Source organism: Rhodococcus baikonurensis, from assembly GCF_040489275.1.
Lineage (GTDB): Bacteria > Actinomycetota > Actinomycetes > Mycobacteriales > Mycobacteriaceae > Rhodococcus_F > Rhodococcus_F baikonurensis.
The window spans coordinates 428,062-444,918 of the sequence record NZ_JBEUOQ010000005.1 but is presented as its reverse complement, the minus strand read 5'-3'; the positions used below and the strand labels follow the sequence as shown (position 1 = coordinate 444,918).

Genomic DNA, 16,857 nt, shown 5'->3' with positions numbered 1-16,857 from the left:
GGTGGTGGCGTCGGCGTTTGTGGGTGTGTTGGGTGTTGATCGGGTGGGGTTGGATGATGATTTCTTCGAGTTGGGTGGCAACTCCCTCATCGCGATGAGATTGACCGCCAACTTGAGCAGCACACTCGATTTCGATGTTCCTGTCCGCATGCTCTTCGGTGCATCGACACCCGAATTACTCGCTGCCAGGATCGAAGAGGCTCGGGAATCAGGTTCGGCGACACCGGACGATCATGCGATCGGCGTGCTGTTTCCCGTTCGCATCGAAGGACAGCGGCCACCGCTCTTCTATATCCATGCAATGAGTGGTCTGGCGTGGAAGGCCTCGGGCTTCGCTCCGTATCTAGAGGCAGATACGCCGATCTACGGCCTGCAAACTCCCGTAATGACGGAGGCGTGGGCATTACCGACCTCCGTCGACGAGCTAGCGCACCGTTACGTGCGTGAGATGATCGATGTGAATCCGACTGGGCCGTTTAACATAATCGGCCACTCAGTTGGAGGGTTCATCGGCCATGCATGTGCTGTTCTTCTACGCGAGCAAGGTTTCGAGGTCTCTCTGTTCATGGTGGATCCACGTCATCCGAGGGAGGTCGACGATGATGTAGCGCTCGAGAACACCCGTGACATGGCAGCTAGTTGGGGAGTGGAACTCGGTGAAGGTGCCGACGTCAATTCTCTTGATCGCAGCCAGATCATCGCCATCGGTAAAACGCTGGACTCGGTGTCGTTCATGACTGAGACACAGATTGGCGCACTTTACGACTTCGCTTCGGCGAGTGGTGAATTGATCTCCGGGTATGAGCCGCGCAAATATGATGGCGACGTGGTGATGTTCCGGGCAGCTGCGGGCATGGACATGGACTTCACAGTGACAGACGAATGGAGATCGGTGATCGGTGGACAGATCACTGACATCGATATCGACAGCAATCACACGTCGATGATGCATCCGGACAAGCTTGAGTTGATCGGGCCGATCGTCGCCGAGTACCTACGTACGCAGGAGAAGCGCTCGTCATGACTGATGAAACCCCGGCTCGGTCGGCCGAACCTCGCACTGTCGTGCATTTTGTACGTCACGGAGAGGTGTTCAATCCGTCGAAAGTAATTTACGGCCGGCTACCCGGATACTCGCTTTCCGAATTGGGCAATCGCCAGGCGAAGACAGTCGCCGAGATTCTCGGTGATCGTCCAATCTCTTCGATCTTCTCCAGCCCGCTCGAACGCGCGATTGAAACTGCCACTCCGCTAGCCGATTTGTTGAATCTACCCATCGAGAAGAACGAAGATCTTGTGGAGTGGGAGGGAAGGTTCGACGGGATCGCAGCGGGAGACCCGAGACTGAAGCCGTCGGTCGGGTTGCTGCTCAAAACGTGGAATCCAGTGACGCCTTCGTGGGGGGAGAGCTACAAATCGATGGTCAGACGTATGTCTGCTGCCCTGGATTCGGCTCGGCGTCGGAGCGCGGGCACGGAGGGCGTGTGCTTCAGCCACGAGCTGCCCATCTGTACCTTGCGGCGTTCGTTGAGGAGCGAATCATTGTGGCGTCGGCAGCATGAACGCGATGTGGCTCACACTTCGATCACTTCAGTCACTTTTTCTGGCGAAGCCCTCGTTGATGTCAGCTATTCCGCAAGCCATGTACCTACGGACTGAGGTATAGAGGAAAGCCAGCCTGTTCTTCTCGCATTTGATCGAGAAGAACAGGCTGGCTGGTTGAGAATGTTCCTGCGGTTGTCTCAGATTCCGAGCGAACCGGCGATGAACGGCCATGATTTGTGTAGCTGATCCTGCCAGTAGCCCCACGAGTGGGTCCCGACCGGCTGGAAGTCGACAACGGCCGGAATATTCAATTCATACAGGCGCTTGGCCATGTTCGAAGTGCAAAGGTTGGTCGCTGCTTCGATCGGGCCGCCGATGATGATCTGGTTCTCCGTATATGCGCGACCATCACTCAGACGTGGGTTGAGGAATGTGTCGTTCGGAATTCCAGGAAGCCCGTTTCCGGTGCTCATGTAGATGGGCGTCCCACGCAGCTTCTCTGCATTGACGAGCGGATCGTGTTCGACCCATCCCGGTCCGTCCAATGGTCCCCACATATTCGTGATGTCGTCGACGCCGCCGATCCATTCCGTGGTCGTCCGGACGAATGCTTGTCCGAGGGGATCGCTGGTCTGTGCGCAGCCACTGTAAGCGGCAACAGAACTGTAGAAACCGGGGTACTCGATCGCCAAGTTCAGTACCGACGTACCGGACATCGAGATGGCCGAGATGGCTTGCTTACCGTTGCTCCCCAGCTCTTCGTTCAACAACGGGGGCAATTCTTTGCCCAGGAAGGTCGACCACTTGTTGCGTCCGGCCTTGGGGTCGTCCTTCTCCCAGTCGGTGTAGTAGGAGAGACGCCCACCGACAGGCGTGGCGACGTTCACGTTCTTGTCAGCGAAAAAATCGACGACATCAGTTTGTAGTTCCCATGTCGCGGCATCTTCTCCGCCGCCGGCACCGTTCAGCAGATAGACGATCGGGCGAGGTTCGGAGTTATCGGCCGGGGTGATCACCTGAATCGGAACGTCCTTGTCCATCGACGCCGCATAGACGTTGACGACGAGCTGACGGTCATTGACCTTCTCGACGGATTTGATGTAGGAGCCCGTCGACGCTGTTTCGGATGAGTCGCCACCGACGCGCGCGGGGGTGGCCTGCGCGAGACCGGCTGTGAGCAGTGAGCCGGCAACGGCCAATGCACCGATCTGTACGGTGCGTCGCCAGGTCGTGGAATTTCGCGTCAAGACCTCATACCTTTCGGTTGATTCATTGTCGATTGCGACCTTGTCGCATTCAGAGAATTGAGTCGGTTATTGTTTGTGGACTGTTACCTTATTTAGATATTCAAATTCTGGTATGAGGCCACACTCGCTGGATGCGTCTGTCATGAAGTCTCCGCAGCCCGGCGGTAACCCCGAATCGCAGGATATAGAAATACGGCGATCATTCCCGCTGACCAGGCAAGCATTTTCAGAACTGGCACCAGGACCGGGCCTCCGAGCGAAAGTCCGCGCATAGCGTCGACTGCGACGGACATCGGTTGTGCGGCAATAACGGGTTGAAGCCAGACCGGATATGCCATTGTCGGGACAAAACCACTGTTGAAGAACATCAACAAGGTGCACCCAATGGAAACCAATTCGACGAGCGGGACATTTTCCGACATCGTGGCGAGAGCCGTGACCATCACCGCGAACCCAATGCCGAATGCGATGGGTAGAAGTATCATTGCCACTGCCGCAAGCGGGCCCTGAGTGAACCGGAAGCCGACGGCATAACCAACGCCGATGATGACGATCGTTGTCAGTAGAACTCGAACGGCTTCAGCGATCATCCGGCCCACCAGGCCCGATGCTCGGTGTGCGGGCAGCGTCCAGAATCGACCGAGCAGACCGCTCTTCCGCTCGCCCCGCAAGCCAACTGCGCTGGCGATCGAACCGAACATCGCCCCCACGAGAATGATGAGCGGGACAGTCCCATAGATACTCGGCTGCCCGGTGGCAGCTGTGATGGAATTTCCCAGAACAACGCGAAACATGATCAAGGTCAACGCGGGATAAACGAGCGCCTGAACAGTCGTTGAAGGATCGCGCGCCCAGTTGATCAGAAGCCGCTTCGCTTGAATAAGGCTGTGGGTCCAGAGCGCGCTGGCCGAGTTCTCGGGTAGTGCCGCGTTGGGAAGAGGGAACGCGAGCGCCCGCCCACTGCGTATCTCCTCACGCTTCTCGAGAGAACTCATCACGCTCGCCTCGTACTTGCCCAGTATGCGAGTGGCCCGCATACCGCTATCAAACCGATCGACCAAGCCGCAACTGGCACCAACGTATTCGGGGTGAGGGTGCCGGCAGCCAGGTCCCGCATGGCGTAGGAGAACTGAGATACGGGCTGATTGCGTACGAACGGCCGGATCCATTCCGGGAATCCACTCTCCGGAACAAATCCACACGAGAGCATTCCGAGGATCAATTGGGGAAGTGTCAATGCCTGACTGGTTGCTTGTGGGCTCTTCGACAGCGAGCCGATTGCATCACCGCCGAGCGACAAACACGTACTGAAAGTCAACGCGATCACGCAGAAGAGCATGGCCTGTGACAGACCACCGACGAAGCGAAATCCGATCGCGTATCCGTAGATCACTGCTGCCGTCAGTGAGACGACGGATCGGAGGAATCCACTACTCATCCGCGAAAACAGTGGAACCGGGCCGAAAACCGGCATGGTTTGCATCCGACTGCTGAAGCCAGTGATGCGTTCGGTCGCCGACATCTGCGCCGCTGAGATCGAAGTGAAGGCCATCGCCTGCAAGACGATGATCGGCATCAAGAACTGTGCGTAATTGAGTCCCTGCAGCTGCATTACGAACTTGAGGGGCAGGTAAAAGCCGACCGTGAAGATCAATGGCGCGACGATTGCGACGAGCAATTCGTGCCGGCGAATCATTGCGCGAACGGTACGGCCGGTAAGGGTCCACCACTGTGTGACCGCGGATGGCTGCGGACGACGATGGCGTCCGATCCGAGCTGCATTCGGCACCGTGATGGACCGTTGACCTACCTGTTTCAAGGCAAGATCTTGAGTTGCGTATTTCGTCGTCGTGGTCACGTCGCATCGCTTGTTTCGCTCGGACGCGACTGCCCCGTCAACGACAGGAACACGTCGTCAAGTGAAGGCCTGCGCAGGGCGATGTCCGCGAGTGGTATCCGTGCGTGATCGAGACGCCGCAGAGCTTCTGCAAGGGTCGCAGAACCACGGGGTGCGGGAATTGCAATTCGGCCGTTCTCGACTGCCAGATCGAAGCGGAAGTCCGGCGGAACCAAATTACCCAACGCGTTGGCTGCTGGCCCCAGCAAGCTTGCCTCGGCGGGAACGATTTCGCAGAAGCTGGCGCCGGTTCGTGCCTTCAATTCGTTGGCCGTCCCTTCCGCGATGACAGATCCTTTGTCGATGACAATGATGTTGTCGCTGAGGAGGTCAGCTTCCTCGAGGTACTGAGTGGTCAGCAGAACCGTGATGCCTTGCTCCTTCAAAGTCTGCACGAGGTTCCACACGCTCTGGCGGCTGCGGGGGTCCAGTCCAGTCGTCGGCTCGTCGAGAAATACGACTTCTGGCCTTACTACCAATCCACACGCAATGTCGATGCGTCGTCGCATGCCGCCGGAGTAGCCTGCAACGGCTCGCCCCCCAGCTTCCACGAGATCGAATTCTTCGAGAAGGTCCACGGCTCGTTGCCTGGCGGATGCGCGATCGAGGCCCATCAGGCGAGCGAACAGTTCGATGTTCTCGCGTCCGGTGAGTGCGTCGTCGAGTGCGGCGAACTGGCCAGTCATCATGATCGAACGGCGAACGTCGGCTGGGTTGCGAGCGACGTCGTATCCGGCAACCATTGCGACGCCGCGGTCAGGCCGAATCAACGTGGACAGAACCTTGACGGTGGTGGTCTTACCTGCGCCGTTGGGTCCAAGGATGCCGAGCACTGTGCCCTTGGGAGCTTGGAAGTTGATGCCACGCAATGCGTGCACATCCTTGAAGGACTTGTGAACGTCCTCCACGACTACCGCCGCGTCCGTCGATAAGGGCATCAATTCTCCGCTGTCTACATGGGTGTTCGGGCCGAGCTGTGCTTGGACACGGCTCCTCGGCCGTGTCCTTTCTCGAGCAAGTCGTAGCCCGAGCCGGAGTCACTGGTAAGGACCCCAGTGGTTGCGGGAACCTTGTACGTCTATCTCCGGATGCACAGTGGATGTTACCGGAGGGACAACCTCGCTCCGGCCTTCGCGCGGTGGGGATCGATGCAAATGTGCAGCTTGGCGATAAGCCGCGGTCAGGCCGACCGACTGGACTGTGCGATATCGCACAGTGTCCGATACCGGGCCTGATTTCGGGTCGCCGACAGGTGTGAACCGTGTTCGCGCGTGCTGAGTGCTCGTCGAGTACTACGAGTTCGTACTCGATCGACGGGCACCCCTGACTCGATCATCAAGTCGACTCCCTCTGGCGAGGTAACCTACTGCTCATGGATATCGGCACGTTGTCAGTGGTGGTTCCCGTGTACAACGAGGAGGACTACATCGCCGGGTGTTTGGAGTCCCTCGCTCGTCAAGGGGACGAAATCCTCGAGATAATTGTTGTCGACAACAATTCCACCGACCGCACCCCTGAAATCGCGCGTTCTTTCGAGCAGCGGGATTCTCGAATTCGATATCTTGTAGAACCGCGTCAAGGCGTTGTTCATGCACGTAATGCCGGGTTCGACATCGCAGTGGGTGAATTCATCGGCAGGGTCGATGCGGATTCGCGTGTCGCACCAGGGTGGGCGCGAGCGGTTCGAAGTTCCTTCGCTTCTCATGATCTTGATGCCGTTACCGGTTTCTCGTTGTTTTACGAGTCACCGTTTTCAGGTCTTCAGCGAGCAGCGGTGAAGAAAGCCGAGGCCCGTGGCGATTTCCACGGAATCAAACCGGCGCACGCACTGACTGGTTCGAATATGGCGATTCGGGCGACGTCGTGGCGCTCGATCCGCGACAAGGTCAGTGATCGCACCGACATTCACGAAGACGTGGATCTGTCGCTGTGCCTGGTGAAGGCAGGGATGCAGTTCGGCACTGACCTGGACATGCGGAGCGAAATCTCCGGTCGAAGGGGAGAGACTGGACCCATCGAGTTTCTGTCATACAACAAGGCTTCGGTGACAACGCTCGAGTATCACCAGGCTATGACTACACGACTTCGTTTGATGATTCTCAAGACGTCAATTCTGCATGCTCTGTTGTGGCCGGCGTACCGAATGTACGACCGGCAAACCGATCGGTTGTCATGGCGGAAACTGCTGTCAGGTTCCGGAGCCCGCACTATGCCCGTGGATTCGTGAGAGTCGGCTATATCCTGTCCAGATTCAAGGTCTTGTACAACCTCTCGATACCGCTGTAGTCCTGGACGAACAGGTTGTTGCGCCGTCCCGATTCGATGTCGTCGAGCATCTTCTGTCCGCCGGTTACGGCTTCGATCTCCATGATTGCTCGCCACGCGCCGAAGTCGGTCCCGCTGAATGCTCGCATCGCGTCCTCGAAGCCTTCCAGCAGATAGCTGCGATCTCCACTATCCAGGGAATCCCACACCAGTACTGCTAGTTCCCCGGCAATCGAGGCATGGCAGTACTCATCGCGAGCGTGCAACCGGATCGTCGCGCGGTTGATCGACTGAACGCCCGGGTCGTCGGAGATCAGGTCGAGGTATGCGGTGATCGAAACCTCTGCGACTGTCATGAACGCAAGCTCGGTCAGCGCGATCTTGCGATGATCACCGGCCGCGTCGAGGGCTTGCGCCCGCGTGCGGACCGTCATGACGTCGGGCAGTGCCTTCGACGGAAGCGCCCAACCCCTCCCTCGTCGGGTCGCTGAGCTGGCATTGAAGTGCATGAGCGTGTGATATTGCTCGTCGACCATCGCCTGATTGACCGCCACTGCAGCCCAATCTCCGAGACCGACGCCGAGTCGGTCTTCGGCGAGAACGTCGAAGCCGGGATTGACGACGTACTTCTCGATGTCCATGACGTTCTTGTTGAACGCGATCCATGCCCAGGCTTGCAGGCGTTGCTTCTGCTCGGGACTCAATGCCAGGTAGGTCGGATGCTCTGCGAACGGGAGCAATGGTTCGGGGTAGTCGGACAGCGACGAATCGAAGAGATCGTCCAGTTCCGGCTCCGCTTTCTTCACGGTTGCCCGGCGTGCCCAGTTGCTCGCAAGCCGACTGACGATTGCACTCTCGACCGGATCGGACGCGTCGAATTCCGGCAGGCTGGGCGGACTCACTCCAGGTCTCATCGTGCCCTACTCTCTGCGCCCTTCGGCAATCTCTCTGCGCCCGTCGGCAATGCGATCGAACAAGCTCTGGCACTCCGCGTTCAGTTGGCCTGAGCGGTCGCCGAGCGCTGCCTCGGCGGTTTTCATCAGCGTCGTGAATTCCGCGAGGGTCTCGGCCGCCGTGTCCACCTGTGAGGTGGCATCGAACAGTGCTTTTCGTGTCGCACCTGCATACGGATTGCCCGCTTGTACGTCCCAGTACACCTCCGGTTCGCCGCCGGCTACACGCGCCAGGAGCGCGAGCAAGGTCCGATGCGGGGGAGGGGCGACCGCGAGGAGATCGTCCGCGGAAACTCCGAGTTCGGCCAGGGCAACGCCGAATGCCAGAACCGACGCGTGGGTCAGAACTTGGGAAGCAGCGGCCAGTCGGTCGTGACGATCTGCATCCATCACCGAGACCGAGGCTCCCCACGAGCGCACGACGTCGAGAAAGCTCTGAGACTGCGGACCGTCGACGTACGGCACCGCGATGACGGCCCGACCGCGCGGGCCGAGCGACGGACGGAACATGGGGTTGAGTCCGAGGAACTCGCCTTCTCGGCCGGCGTCGACGATTGCTGCGTCCATCCGCGATTTGACCGAGAGAGTGTCCACAACGAGAGCGCCGGATGTTCGAAGCGTCGGTAGTGCGGCCAGAGCGACCTGTTCGGGAACCGCGAGCACGATGATGCTCGAGGACTCCACGTGCGCGAGGACCCGGTCACTGGGTTTCGTGATGTCTCCGACGACTACGTCTCCGTCAGGATCGCTGCCTGCTGGGTCGACGACGGTGACCGTCCACCCCTCGGCACGAAGCAGTTCGACGAACATGGATCCGACGGCACCCAGCCCGCCGACAACCGTCGCTGTGCCCGATACCGCCGTCATGGCTGGATCTACCCGCCGTACTCGAGGACCCGCGAGGACACTGCATCGAGCGCACGGAGCAGCGTGGACGCCTTGACCGTGGTCTCGTCGAATTCTTCTTCCGGATCGGACAACGCTGTGATGGCACCGCCGATTCCGAAGGTCACGCCGCTCTCGGTGCAGACGAGCGATCGAATCACGATCGAGAGGTCCGCGGCGCCACCGAGGGCGAAGTACCCGATCGATCCCGAGTAGACCCCTCGTGGGCCGGATTCGAGGCGGTCGATGATCTCCATCGTCCGTACCTTCGGGGCACCTGTCATCGATCCACCGGGGAACGCGGCACGGACACAGTCCACCGCCGACGATCCCGGACTCAGATGTCCACGCACAGTCGACACCATTTGGTGGACGGACGAGTACGATTCGATCGCGAACAGCCTCGGAACGTGGACACTTCCCGGAACGCAGACCTTGGTGAGGTCGTTGCGAGTGAGGTCCACGATCATCAGGTTCTCGGCGCGGTCCTTCTCGCTGTCAAGCAGGTCCTGCCTCAGGGCAGCATCGCGCGCTCGGGTGACGCCGCGCGGGCGGGTCCCTTTGATCGGCTTGGACTCGACGTTGCCGTCCGAGTCGACACGAAGGAACCGCTCAGGCGAGGCCGAGACCACCGAGATGCCGGTGAAGTCGAGAAGAGCGCTGTACGGCGTCGGATTGATCGAGCGCAGATACTCGAACGCCCGCCGTGCGTCGATCGTCTCGTCGACGCTCGCCATGTTGGTCAGACATACCTCGTAGGACTCACCTGCCCGGATCTCCGAGAGGGCCGTTCCGATCAACGAGAGGTACTGATCGCGATCATGCCGGAGGCGAGCCTGCGTCCAGACGGTGTCACTGATCAGTGGAACCGGGGTGCGTTCCGGAAGGTCCGCGCCGAGTCGCGCCAGGGCGTCGACGGTCGATTCGAGCCAATCGTCATGGCCGGCGTCGCGGACTTTCTCGCGCAACCTCAAAACGTGCGTGCGGCCGGCGGTGTGATCGATGACGACGGCGCGATCGGCAAACACCAGGGCGGCATCAGGAGTGGGTGCCGGATGGACTGCCCTTCCTCCGGTCTGCGCCTTCAGTTCGTAGCCGAGGTAGCCCACGTAGCCGAGGTTGAAATCGAGTTCCGGATGCGAGGGCACGAAGCGCGTCGCGAGTTGCCCGTCCAGGTAATCGAAGAACGGAACTCGAATGTGCTCGTCGGACAAGCCTTTTCGGCTGACGGTCAGTACCTCGGCCTGCACGTCGTACGTGATGAACTCGGCCAGCGGCCCCGACGAATCGCCGAGAATCGAAAAGCGTGCACTCGGTTCTGCAGTTGCCGCGCGGTCCAGCCAGAACGCGTTCGGGCCGTCTGCGAAGAGTGCCGCAAAGGCCGCCGACGGATCCACCGCAAAATCGAGAGTCACGTCGTCGACGTCGTAGTTGATCGCCGGTCGCAGGTCGGGTGTTTGCGGAGCCGGTTCGGGTCGGATCACCGAATCCAGAGTTCGTCCGACAGACAGATCACGGAAGTTCTCGAGCAAATCGATGCCGAACTCCGTACTGATCGACTCCGGATGGAACTGCACGCCCCACATCGGCTTGGTCCGGTGCCGGACACCCATGAGCAGACCGTCGGACGTCCACGCGGTACGAACGAAGGCATTCGGCAGATTCTCGACGGTCAACGAGTGGTAGCGAACAGCTCGGAACGGTGACGGAAGTCCGGCAAAGATGCCCGAACCGTCGTGATCGATCAGCGAAATCCGGCCGTGCATCGGTACGGGCGCAACCACGACATCCGCGCCGAACAACTCGCACAGGCCCTGGTGGCCGAGACAGACACCGAGAAGTGGGAGAGGCGCTTCCTCGATGAAACGGCGGCTGATTCCGAAATCACGGTCGCGATCCGGCCGGCCGGGACCGGGGGAGATGACCACGTTGTCGTACGACGCCAGATCGAGGGAATCCCAATCCGCGTCGTTGCGGACCACGGTGGGCACAACCCCGTTGACCTCGGTCAACAGGGTGAACAGGTTGTAGGTGAACGAGTCGTAATTGTCCACCAGAAGGGTGCGGGAACTCATGTCGATGATCCTGATCTCGGTCCGACGGATTCCCGAACAGTGTCCTCCTCCTCAACAGGTGCGTTGATCACCAGGTCTTCGAGTCGACAGGTCTCGGCGATCATCAGCTCGTACAGGGCGTTGAAGAAGTCAGGGGAGAGGTCGTGGCTACGAGCGAATTCACGCGCCCGTTCCTGCACGAGGCGGACTCGGCCGGGTTGCATCATCGGAACCTCACGGGAGCGCTTCCACTCGCCGATGCGCAGGCAGAGTTCCAGCCGCTGCCGCACCGTCTCGAGAAGTAGCGCGTCGATGGCGTCGAGGTCGCGCCGGAAGCTGTCCAATCCCTCGGCCTTGTCCGGATACGACGAGGTCTGCGTGCCTGCTTCGGAACTCGTTGTGGTCAAGAACTCTTCCACGAGGCCTCCCGGTGCTCGGCGTGACGCGAGGTCGACAATGTGGTGCCCGGAACGCAACTCACCTCCGGACACCGGCACCCCGACCGACCATCGCCGTTCGGGGAGGTGTTCCACGATCGTCATTTGCCGAAACCTGCGGTGGTGCCCAATTCTGCGAAACTTGTCGGCGGACGAATCAGCTTGCGATGCAGGCGGGTTCGTGAGCGCCTACGAGGGTGCCTATTTGGGGGAGACCCAGGTGGTGATTTCGGCGTGGACTACTTCCTTGCCGCCTCGGTCGAAGATCGAGATGGGAACGACCAGTTCGGTACCGCGCTCGATCGCCGCGAAGTCCGGCACAGTCTCGAGTCGGGCGACTGCCCGCAGGCCGGTCTCGGCCTTGGCGAGGTAGTCGACCTTCATGGACTTGGGGATCCAGCGGTGCGAGTTCGGAACCGTCGCTTCGCTCAGCATGCCCATTGCGACCTCCGCGAGATTGCATGCTGCGATCGCGTGAAACGTGCCGAGATGGTTGTGGACGCCCCACCATTTGGGGGAGCGGACCTCGCACAGTCCCGGTTCCAGCTTGGTCACCCGGGGGAGGACGGAGGCAAAGTAGGGCACACGAATGGACATTGCCGCCGAGAAAACTGCATGTCCGAGGGCGTTGTCCGGCAATTTCTGCCATCCGCGATAGGTGGGGCTGGAAGTAGTCATGTGCCTATCTTACTTCTGAGTAAGGTTGTTGTCGCGCAGCTCACTCGGAAAGGCTGGTTCGGGGGAGTTGAGGAATCGGGCCAGGTACGGCATACTGGTCGGGTTGCCTTGTCCGGGACGCGGTCGTTTGCGGCCGTGATCGGGTAAGGGTAAGACGTCACAGACGATCGATCGCAGATCCCGTCAGGGTAATCGGGTCAACGACTGTGACCATGCAAGACGAGAAGTAATGCAGGACGGAAGCAGTACCTACTTTGTGTTCGACATCGAACACGTCCGGTACGCATCACGCGCCAGATGATCGAAAGATTGTCCGGCGCAGGATGAGTGAGAAGGCGACACGCCCGACCGCGTGTACCGGAGAACAATGACAAACGAACAGCGGCAGCAGATCCTGATCTCGATCCGATGCTCGGTTTACCGCCAACACGGTCTCCCGAACTTCGACTTGGTCCCGATCGCTTCAGTGTTCGTCGTGTCATCGTCCAGGCAAGGACTGTGCAGACGAGGTAGCTCGAGCCTGACCAGGCGGGCTACGAAACGCGGCAAGAAAAGGACACTAAGCGTGGCGGGACAAAAGATCCGCATCAGGCTCAAGGCCTACGACCACGAGGCGATCGACGCGTCAGCGCGCAAGATCGTCGAGACGGTAACCCGTACGGGTGCCCGCGTCGTTGGACCTGTGCCGTTGCCGACCGAGAAGAACGTATATTGCGTCATCCGCTCGCCGCACAAGTACAAGGACTCGCGCGAGCACTTCGAGATGCGTACTCACAAGCGGCTGATCGACATTCTCGACCCGACGCCGAAGACGGTTGACGCGCTCATGCGCATCGACCTTCCGGCCAGTGTCGACGTGAACATTCAGTGACGGCGGAGACAAAAACAATGACTGATACCAAGATCAAGGGAATCCTGGGCACCAAGCTCGGCATGACCCAGGTCTTCGACGAGAACAACCGGGTTGTCCCGGTCACCGTCGTGAAGGCTGGGCCGAACGTCGTAACCCAGATCCGTACCGAAGAGCGTGACGGCTACAGCGCCGTTCAGCTCGCGTTCGGCGCCATCGACCCGCGCAAGGTGAACAAGCCGACTTCCGGCCAGTTCACCAAGGCTGGTGTGACCCCGCGTCGCCACGTAGTGGAGCTCCGCGTTGCGGACACCTCCGACTACGAGGTCGGCCAGGAGCTCACCGCCGAGGTCTTCGAGGACGGCGCATACGTCGACGTCACCGGAACCAGCAAGGGCAAGGGCTTCGCCGGAACCATGAAGCGTCACGGCTTCAAGGGACAGGGCGCGTCGCACGGTACCCAGGCTGTTCACCGCCGCCCGGGCTCCATCGGTGGCTGTGCAACTCCCGGCCGCGTGTTCAAGGGCATGCGCATGTCCGGACGCATGGGTAGCGACCGCATCACGACGCAGAACCTCTCGGTCCACAAGGTGGATGCCGAGAACGGCCTGCTGCTGATCAAGGGTGCGATCCCCGGCCGCAAGGGCGGCCTCGTGATCGTCAAGAGTGCAGTGAAGGGTGGTGCACGGGCATGACCAGCACCGAGACCAAGTTGACCCTGGACGTCAAGGTCGCCGGCGGCAAGACCAACGGCACCGTCGATCTCCCCGCTGAGATCTTCGACGCTCCGGCCAACATCGCGCTTCTCCATCAGGTTGTCGTCGCGCAGCTCGCAGCTGCTCGTCAGGGAACCCACTCCACCAAGACCCGCGGCGACGTCCGCGGCGGTGGCAAGAAGCCGTACCGCCAGAAGGGCACCGGCCGCGCACGCCAAGGCTCGACTCGCGCACCGCAGTTCGTCGGCGGCGGAACCGTTCACGGCCCGCAGCCGCGTGACTACAGCCAGCGCACCCCCAAGAAGATGAAGGCAGCCGCTCTTCGCGGAGCCCTCTCTGACCGCGCACGCAACGAGCGCATCCACGTCATCACCGAATTGGTTGCAGGGCAGACGCCTTCGACCAAGGGCGCAATCGCGTTCCTCGGCGAGATCTCGGATCGCAAGAAGCTGCTGCTCGTCGTGGGTCGCCAGGATGTAGCCGCTTGGAAGAGCGTGCAGAACCTGGAAGGCGTGCATCCCATTGCACCCGACCAGCTCAACACCTACGACGTGCTCAATGCAGACGATGTCGTGTTCAGCGTCGAGGCACTCAACGCGTTCATCCACGGGCCCGCAGAGAGCGCTCAGAACAAGGAGGACGCCAAGTGAGCACCATCGCTGACCCCCGCGACATCCTGCTCGCTCCGGTCATCTCCGAGAAGTCCTACGGACTGATCGAGGAAGGCACCTACACCTTCCTGGTGCACCCGGACTCGAACAAGACGCAGATCAAGATTGCCGTCGAGAAGGTCTTCGGCGTCAAGGTGACGAGCGTCAACACCGCCAACCGTCAGGGCAAGCGTAAGCGGACCCGATTCGGTTACGGCAAGCGCAAGGACACCAAGCGCGCGCTCGTGACCCTGTCCGCTGACAGCAAGCCCATCGAGATCTTCGGAGGACCGGTCGCGTAAGCGCCGGGACTTGACGAGACATAGAGGACGAGAAGACTCATGGCAATCCGTAAGTACAAGCCGACAACACCGGGCCGTCGTGGCTCGAGCGTCTCGGACTTCGCCGAGATCACTCGGTCGACCCCCGAGAAGTCGCTGGTTCGCCCGCTGCACGGTCGCGGTGGACGTAACGCACACGGTCGTATCACCACCCGTCACAAGGGTGGCGGACACAAGCGTGCATACCGACTGATCGATTTCCGTCGCAACGACAAGGACGGCATCCCGGCAAAGGTCGCTCACATCGAGTACGACCCCAACCGCACAGCAAACATCGCACTCCTGCATTACGCAGACGGTGAGAAGCGCTACATCATCGCCCCCAAGGGCCTGGTGCAGGGTTCACCGGTCGAGTCCGGTGCAGGCGCCGACATCAAGCCGGGCAACAACCTGCCGCTGCGCAACATCCCGACTGGTACCACCATCCACGGTGTGGAACTGCGTCCCGGCGGCGGAGCCAAGATGGCTCGTTCCGCAGGCGCCAGCATCCAGCTCCTCGGTAAGGAAGGCAGCTACGCCACGCTGCGTATGCCTTCCGGTGAAATCCGTCGCGTCGACGTGCGCTGCCGCGCATCCGTCGGCGAGGTCGGCAACGCCGAGCAGTCGAACATCAACTGGGGCAAGGCCGGCCGTATGCGTTGGAAGGGCAAGCGCCCGACCGTTCGTGGTGTCGTGATGAACCCGGTCGACCACCCGCACGGTGGCGGCGAGGGCAAGACCTCAGGTGGACGCCACCCGGTCAGCCCGTGGGGTAAGCCTGAAGGCCGTACCCGCAAGAACAAGGCAAGCGACAAGATGATCGTCCGTCGCCGCCGCACCGGCAAGAACAAGCGCTAGGAGGGAGTGAAGGATGCCACGCAGCCTTAAGAAGGGCCCGTTCGTCGATGACCACCTCCTCGCGAAGGTGGATGTACAGAACGAAAAGGGAACCAAGCAGGTCATCAAGACCTGGTCCCGTCGTTCGACAATCATCCCGGACTTCATCGGCCACACGTTTGCAGTTCACGACGGCCGCAAGCACGTCCCCGTGTTCGTTTCCGACTCCATGGTCGGACACAAGCTCGGAGAGTTTGCACCGACCCGCACGTTCAAGGGTCACATCAAGGATGATCGGAAGGCGAAGAGGCGATGAGCAACACCGAAACCGCCAACCCGACTGCCAAGGCCGTAGCGAAGCACGTTCGCGTTACGCCGATGAAGGCACGTCGAGTTGTGGACCTGGTCCGCGGGCGCTCGGTTGAAGACGCCCTGAACATCCTGAAGTTCGCGCCGCAGGCAGCGAGCGAGCCGGTCGCCAAGGTGATCGCCTCCGCAGCAGCCAACGCCGAGAACAACCTCGACCTCGACCCCAGCACGCTTGTCGTTGCTACGGCGTTCGTGGACGAGGGCGCGACCCTCAAGCGGTTCCAGCCGCGTGCACAGGGACGTGCGTTCCGTATTCGCAAGCGCACCAGTCACATCACCGTGATCGTGGAGAGCCTGCCGAAGACCGGAACATCGACCCGTAATCGCCGGAAGGGAAGTGCTCAGTAGTGGGCCAGAAAATCAACCCGCACGGCTTCCGTCTCGGCATCACCACCGACTGGAAGTCTCGCTGGTACGCAGACAAGCAGTACGCGGAGTACGTCAAGGAAGACGTCGCGATCCGTAAGCTCCTCGCCACCGGCATGGAGCGCGCAGGAATCGCGAAGGTCGAAATCGAGCGCACCCGTGACCGTGTTCGCGTGGACATCCACACTGCACGTCCGGGCATCGTCATCGGCCGCCGCGGCGCCGAAGCCGATCGCATCCGCTCCGAGCTCGAGAAGCTGACCGGCAAGCAGGTCCAGCTGAACATCCTCGAGGTCAAGAACGCAGAAGCTGAAGCACAGCTCGTCGCACAGGGTGTGGCCGAGCAGCTCTCGAACCGCGTTGCCTTCCGTCGTGCAATGCGCAAGGCCATCCAGTCGGCCATGCGTCAGCCCAACGTCAAGGGAATCCGCGTTCAGTGCTCCGGTCGTCTCGGCGGCGCCGAGATGTCCCGGTCGGAGTTCTACCGCGAAGGCCGTGTGCCGCTGCACACGCTTCGTGCGGACATCGACTACGGCCTCTACGAGGCCAAGACCACCTTCGGTCGCATCGGCGTCAAGGTCTGGATCTACAAGGGCGACATCGTCGGTGGCAAGCGTGAGCTCGCCGCCAACACGGCCGCACCGGCCGGGGATCGCCCGCGTCGTGAGCGTCCGAGCCGTCCGCGTCGTTCCGGTGCCACCGGTACCACTGCGACCAGCACCGAGGCCGGCCGCGCAGCGACCGCAACCGCCGATGCTCCCGCAACTGAACAGAATCAGGAGGGCTGA

At 60.8% G+C, this 16,857-nt stretch carries 20 protein-coding genes; 11 read left to right on the top strand and 9 right to left on the bottom strand.

Annotated elements, in window-relative coordinates; genetic code table 11:
- Together ABWI03_RS15515 and ABWI03_RS15510 are read left to right on the top strand one after the other, a co-directional pair.
- On the top strand, positions 1-1,024 hold a 1,024-nt coding region (locus ABWI03_RS15515), incomplete at its 5' end, for a thioesterase domain-containing protein (protein ID WP_353798748.1).
- A complete protein-coding gene (locus ABWI03_RS15510) occupies positions 1,021-1,659 on the top strand; it encodes a histidine phosphatase family protein (RefSeq protein WP_353798747.1) in 639 nt (212 codons plus the stop codon). The genes ABWI03_RS15515 and ABWI03_RS15510, both read left to right, overlap by 4 nt.
- Positions 1,660-1,742: 83 nt before the next feature.
- On the opposite strand, the gene ABWI03_RS15505 is transcribed toward ABWI03_RS15510, so the two are convergent.
- From ABWI03_RS15505 to ABWI03_RS15490, 4 genes are all read right to left on the bottom strand, one after another.
- On the bottom strand, positions 1,743-2,792 hold the full coding sequence (locus ABWI03_RS15505; RefSeq protein WP_054188111.1) for an alpha/beta hydrolase: 1,050 nt from the start codon (positions 2,790-2,792) through the stop codon (positions 1,743-1,745).
- Positions 2,793-2,932: 140 nt separating this feature from the next.
- Entirely contained in the window at positions 2,933-3,787 is an 855-nt protein-coding gene (locus ABWI03_RS15500) for an ABC transporter permease (RefSeq protein ID WP_054188169.1), read from the bottom strand.
- Positions 3,787-4,650: an ABC transporter permease gene (locus tag ABWI03_RS15495; RefSeq protein WP_353798746.1), complete on the bottom strand. Its 864-nt coding sequence runs from the start codon at positions 4,648-4,650 to the stop codon at positions 3,787-3,789. The genes ABWI03_RS15500 and ABWI03_RS15495 overlap by 1 nt, the downstream gene beginning before the upstream one ends.
- Positions 4,647-5,627 carry a daunorubicin/doxorubicin resistance ABC transporter ATP-binding protein DrrA gene (locus tag ABWI03_RS15490; RefSeq protein WP_054188113.1) on the bottom strand — a complete coding sequence of 327 codons (981 nt, stop codon included), beginning with the start codon at positions 5,625-5,627 and terminating at the stop codon, positions 4,647-4,649. The genes ABWI03_RS15495 and ABWI03_RS15490 overlap by 4 nt, the downstream gene beginning before the upstream one ends.
- A gap of 434 nt (positions 5,628-6,061) precedes the next feature.
- On the opposite strand from ABWI03_RS15490, the gene ABWI03_RS15485 reads away from it, so the two are divergent.
- Positions 6,062-6,916: a glycosyltransferase family 2 protein gene (locus ABWI03_RS15485; protein WP_069145813.1), complete on the top strand. Its 855-nt coding sequence runs from the start codon at positions 6,062-6,064 to the stop codon at positions 6,914-6,916.
- Between the two features lie 7 nt (positions 6,917-6,923).
- Here ABWI03_RS15485 and ABWI03_RS15480 read toward each other — a convergent pair whose 3' ends face one another.
- The 5 genes from ABWI03_RS15480 to ABWI03_RS15460 form a co-directional block, all read right to left on the bottom strand.
- On the bottom strand, positions 6,924-7,868 hold the full coding sequence (locus ABWI03_RS15480) for a diiron oxygenase (protein WP_298778712.1): 945 nt from the start codon (positions 7,866-7,868) through the stop codon (positions 6,924-6,926).
- 6 nt (positions 7,869-7,874) lie between these two features.
- On the bottom strand, positions 7,875-8,774 hold the full coding sequence (locus ABWI03_RS15475) for a prephenate dehydrogenase dimerization domain-containing protein (protein ID WP_283376889.1): 900 nt from the start codon (positions 8,772-8,774) through the stop codon (positions 7,875-7,877).
- Positions 8,775-8,782: 8 nt separating this feature from the next.
- The gene (gene pabB, locus ABWI03_RS15470) at positions 8,783-10,867 is read right to left on the bottom strand and encodes an aminodeoxychorismate synthase component I (protein WP_095968895.1); all 2,085 of its coding nucleotides are present in this window, start codon (positions 10,865-10,867) and stop codon (positions 8,783-8,785) included.
- Positions 10,864-11,388 carry a chorismate mutase family protein gene (locus ABWI03_RS15465; RefSeq protein ID WP_124566555.1) on the bottom strand — a complete coding sequence of 175 codons (525 nt, stop codon included), beginning with the start codon at positions 11,386-11,388 and terminating at the stop codon, positions 10,864-10,866. Before ABWI03_RS15465 ends, pabB begins: the two co-directional genes overlap by 4 nt.
- Positions 11,389-11,484: 96 nt before the next feature.
- Positions 11,485-11,961, bottom strand: a complete 477-nt coding sequence (locus tag ABWI03_RS15460) for a hotdog fold domain-containing protein (protein ID WP_124566554.1) — start codon at positions 11,959-11,961, stop codon at positions 11,485-11,487.
- A gap of 565 nt (positions 11,962-12,526) precedes the next feature.
- Here ABWI03_RS15460 and rpsJ point away from each other — a divergent pair.
- Genes rpsJ through rpsC form a run of 8 tightly spaced genes read left to right on the top strand, consistent with a single transcriptional unit; the run spans position 12,527 to position 16,857 of the window.
- Entirely contained in the window at positions 12,527-12,832 is a 306-nt protein-coding gene (gene rpsJ, locus ABWI03_RS15455; protein WP_003938093.1) for a 30S ribosomal protein S10, read from the top strand.
- Between the two features lie 17 nt (positions 12,833-12,849).
- Positions 12,850-13,506: a 50S ribosomal protein L3 gene (rplC, locus tag ABWI03_RS15450; RefSeq protein WP_003940826.1), complete on the top strand. Its 657-nt coding sequence runs from the start codon at positions 12,850-12,852 to the stop codon at positions 13,504-13,506.
- The gene (rplD, locus tag ABWI03_RS15445) at positions 13,503-14,177 is read left to right on the top strand and encodes a 50S ribosomal protein L4 (RefSeq protein WP_003940723.1); all 675 of its coding nucleotides are present in this window, start codon (positions 13,503-13,505) and stop codon (positions 14,175-14,177) included. The genes rplC and rplD overlap by 4 nt, the downstream gene beginning before the upstream one ends.
- Complete coding sequence (rplW, locus tag ABWI03_RS15440) at positions 14,174-14,479, top strand: 50S ribosomal protein L23 (RefSeq protein WP_003940990.1); 306 nt, start codon at positions 14,174-14,176, stop codon at positions 14,477-14,479. The genes rplD and rplW overlap by 4 nt, the downstream gene beginning before the upstream one ends.
- Before the next feature lie 39 nt (positions 14,480-14,518).
- On the top strand, positions 14,519-15,355 hold the full coding sequence (rplB, locus tag ABWI03_RS15435; protein WP_003940895.1) for a 50S ribosomal protein L2: 837 nt from the start codon (positions 14,519-14,521) through the stop codon (positions 15,353-15,355).
- A gap of 13 nt (positions 15,356-15,368) precedes the next feature.
- Entirely contained in the window at positions 15,369-15,650 is a 282-nt protein-coding gene (rpsS, locus tag ABWI03_RS15430) for a 30S ribosomal protein S19 (protein WP_003940820.1), read from the top strand.
- Positions 15,647-16,051: a 50S ribosomal protein L22 gene (rplV, locus tag ABWI03_RS15425; RefSeq protein ID WP_003940717.1), complete on the top strand. Its 405-nt coding sequence runs from the start codon at positions 15,647-15,649 to the stop codon at positions 16,049-16,051. Before rpsS ends, rplV begins: the two co-directional genes overlap by 4 nt.
- Positions 16,051-16,857 (top strand): 30S ribosomal protein S3, encoded by an 807-nt coding sequence (gene rpsC / locus ABWI03_RS15420; RefSeq protein ID WP_003941003.1) that lies wholly within the window; start codon positions 16,051-16,053, stop codon positions 16,855-16,857. Before rplV ends, rpsC begins: the two co-directional genes overlap by 1 nt.